This is a genomic window from Butyricicoccus sp. (assembly GCF_050872565.1).
Taxonomy (GTDB): Bacteria; Bacillota; Clostridia; order Oscillospirales; family Butyricicoccaceae; genus Butyricicoccus_A.
Genome location: NZ_JBNMHC010000276.1, coordinates 1 through 3,112, shown reverse-complemented (window position 1 = coordinate 3,112; position 3,112 = coordinate 1). Strand labels below are relative to the sequence as shown.

The window sequence follows — 3,112 nt, the reverse complement described above, 5'->3', positions numbered from 1 at the left end:
CGTGCGCACCTCTTCCGCCAGCATACTGCCCAGAGAGGAGTCCTGCGTCAGCGCCGCCGCATATGCCAGTGCGGTCGATTCATTTAAGCTGCTGTGCAGCTCCAAATTGGCCAGCGTCACAGAACCGATCGGGAACAAGTCTTCATCTGTCAGCACAACCGTCTCCGTCTGCGCCATCTTGTCCGCTCCTTTGTCGCTGTCCGACGCTGCCCCGCAATGCGCCAATCGGCTTGCCGCGCTCTGTCTCGCCATGACCGAGGCGGCAATCAGTGCAATCTGGCAGGAGCCGGTCACTGTCGCCGCGAGCACGTAAATCAGCCGTCCGACATCGCCGGTCGAAGCACAGACAATGGCAGATAAAATAATTGCAATCACCAAGGCAGACAGGGTAACTAACCGTTCGATTTTTTTGCGGCCTTCACTGCGTACGATTTGTTCTGCAAAGGCATGGGTATCCGCCAGCAGTGCTTTTACCAGATGTGGTGTCGCGCCGTCATGCCAGAAGATGCCAATCGGTTCGCGCGCCGATCCGGCGACCTTATATGTATCGCGCCGAATCTTTTCTTCTCCAATCTGTGCACACAGCTGGACAAACAGAATCAGCATGGCAATACAAGCAAACGGAATTTCTTCTCCTTCCGACGCCAAGCGAATACAGCAGTGCACGACATTGAGAATCAGTGCCGCATCTGCCAATGTGGCAAAATTGGGACTGAGATGCAAAACCGCTCGAATGCCGTCCCAAACAACGTCATAAGCCAAGGCGGCAGCGCCTGCCATCAGCAGCAGGAAGACTGCCAATACCCGGCTGGAATGCGACGCATAATCCATCGCACTCGGCAGCGGCAAAATGGTAAAGTCTGCGGCACACGAGATATAAATACAAATCAGCGTCAAAATACCCAAGAAAATCAGTCGAATTTCTTTATTTTTCGCCCGCACACGGCAAGCTTGGCTTTCCAGCGTCAAATCCTGCGGTATTTTGATTTCTGTCTGCTTGACCGGAGCTGCTGCCGCCTGTTCCGGCTCCTTGTCCGGCGTCTGTTCCTGTTCCGGTTGTCCCGGCTGGGATTCAGAGGCCTGAATTTCTATTACGGATTCTTCTAGAGATGCTTTCTGGCCGACCGCCTCCGTTACCGGTGTGCCGGTCGACCCTTCAAGAAAAACCGAGTCTTCCTCAGCTGTCTCTTGTTCATGCATCTCCTGCAATGCATCCGCGGCGTGAATTTCTTCCGGCTCCGGCTGCTCAGCAGCTTGCATGTGCTGCTCTGCTTCCTGATACTGACGCTCGCGTTCAGCAATGCGCTCCTTACAGCGCAGCACTTCATGCGTCATAACCGGACCTTCTTTGCGCAGCTCTTCCAGAGACGGTGCCATCTTGACAATCTCCTCCAGCGGCTTATCCAGCCATGCCGGAATCGGCAGCGGCTCGTCCTTTGGTTGTTTCTGCTGCTGTGCCCTTTTCTTCTTGGCCTTCTTTTTGGCTTTCTTCTTTTCTTCCTCCGGATCGCGCACAGGAAGTTCAATATACACGGTTGTCGCCTTATCCGGGAAAGTCTCCGGAATCGCATTTTCCTTGCGCAGCGGCGATTTCTTCTTGTCTGTGCCGCTCTCTTCTTCGCTGTCTTTCAGCAGCTTTTCAAAGCTGGCGCGTTCCGCCTCTTCTTCGGCATCTACATCCGACATAAATGCCTCGAATTCATCCTCGCTGATGACCGGCGTATCCTCCGGACGCGGTTCCGGCTCTGGTTTCTGTTCCGGTTCAGCCTCTGATGCAGACGGTGTTTGCTCTGTCTGCGGCTGCTCTGTAGATTCTTCGCTGTCTTCCGCGATTTCCGCGCGCAGCTCTTCCAGCACTTCATCCAGCGAGTTATCTTCCTGCTGTACCTGTTCCGGCTGCTGTTCCGGTGCCTGTTCCAGCTCCGGCTGTTCCTCCAACAGCTGGGTTTCCGGTTCGGATTCCTCCGGCTCTTGTGCCGCATCGGCGGTCAAAACCTGTGTTTCCGGTCCCTCTTCTTCCGCTGTCGGCGCAGATTCATCCAAGCCTTGCAGCTGGCTCAAGTCAATCGGTGTATCGACTTCCTCCAGCTGATCTGGTGGGGAGAACAGACGAGAGAGCAGTCCCTTTCGCGGCTGTTCCTCTGGTTCGTCCGTTTGTTCCTCAGGCATTTCCTCTTCTGACAACTCTGGCTCATCATCCTCTTCCAGCTCCGGCGGCGCAAACAGACGAGAAAACAGTCCCTGCTTGGTCGGCTTCACCGACTCTTCCTCATCCTGTGCAGGTTCTTCTGTATTCAACGCCTGCATAATCTGTGAGATCGCATCGTCGCCCCATGCAGAGCGCACAGGTTCCGTCTTCGGCTCTTCTGTCAGCTCTTCAGCTGGTTCTTCCGCTGGCTGCTCGGATGTTTCCTCGCTGTCTTCCATGCGGCGGGTCGCTTGGTCAATCAGCTCTTCATAATCCTGCTTTTCTATGCGGCGTGTAGCCTGCTCCGGCTGTTCTTCCGCTTTCGATTCAGCAGGAAACAGACGTTCCATCAGGCTCGGCTCTTCTTCCGGTTCCGGCATTAGCTCCGTCCGCGGATCCGTCGGTGTCTCTTCGCGTTCCAACTCGCCGAGCTGTGCAAACAGCGAACCAAACACATCGTCGTCTTCTGACTGTGCTGCCGGTTCCGCCTTTTCATCGGTCTCCGGCTTGAGCCACGTCTGCATATCTTCTTGTTCTTCAATCATGGCTTGGGTCTGCGCGGATGCCTGCTGCAGTGATGCCAATGCCTCGCGCTCCTGCTCTTCCGGCTCGCTTGCCGAAAGCGGCTGTGTCTTCGGCTCTTCCGGTGCCTGCACGCCCAAGCTCTGCATCAGTTCTTCCATACTGCTACTGCTGCCGCTCTCAGAAGAACCAGCCTCCTCCATAATCTGATCCACATCATAGAGACTGCTTCCCGAGACATCGTGCAGTTCTTTTTTTAATTTTTCGAGATCCAGATCATCCATGCTGTTCCTCCCCGATTCTCTGCCGCACGGCCTCATACAACAGAACGGCTGCCGCTGCGGACGCATTGAGCGAATTGACCTTTCCCTTCATCGGAATGCTGACAATGCCATCGCACTT

2 protein-coding genes are annotated in these 3,112 nt (G+C 55.1%); both read right to left on the bottom strand.

The genetic code is table 11. The features are described 5' to 3' along the window. Window positions 1-2,994 (bottom strand): hypothetical protein (locus ACR0P9_RS09975; protein ID WP_432619731.1); only part of this gene is annotated, 2,994 nt, incomplete at its 3' end. Beyond that, on the bottom strand, window positions 2,987-3,112 hold a 126-nt coding region (locus ACR0P9_RS09970), incomplete at its 5' end, for a TrmH family RNA methyltransferase (protein WP_432619733.1). The genes ACR0P9_RS09970 and ACR0P9_RS09975, both read right to left, overlap by 8 nt.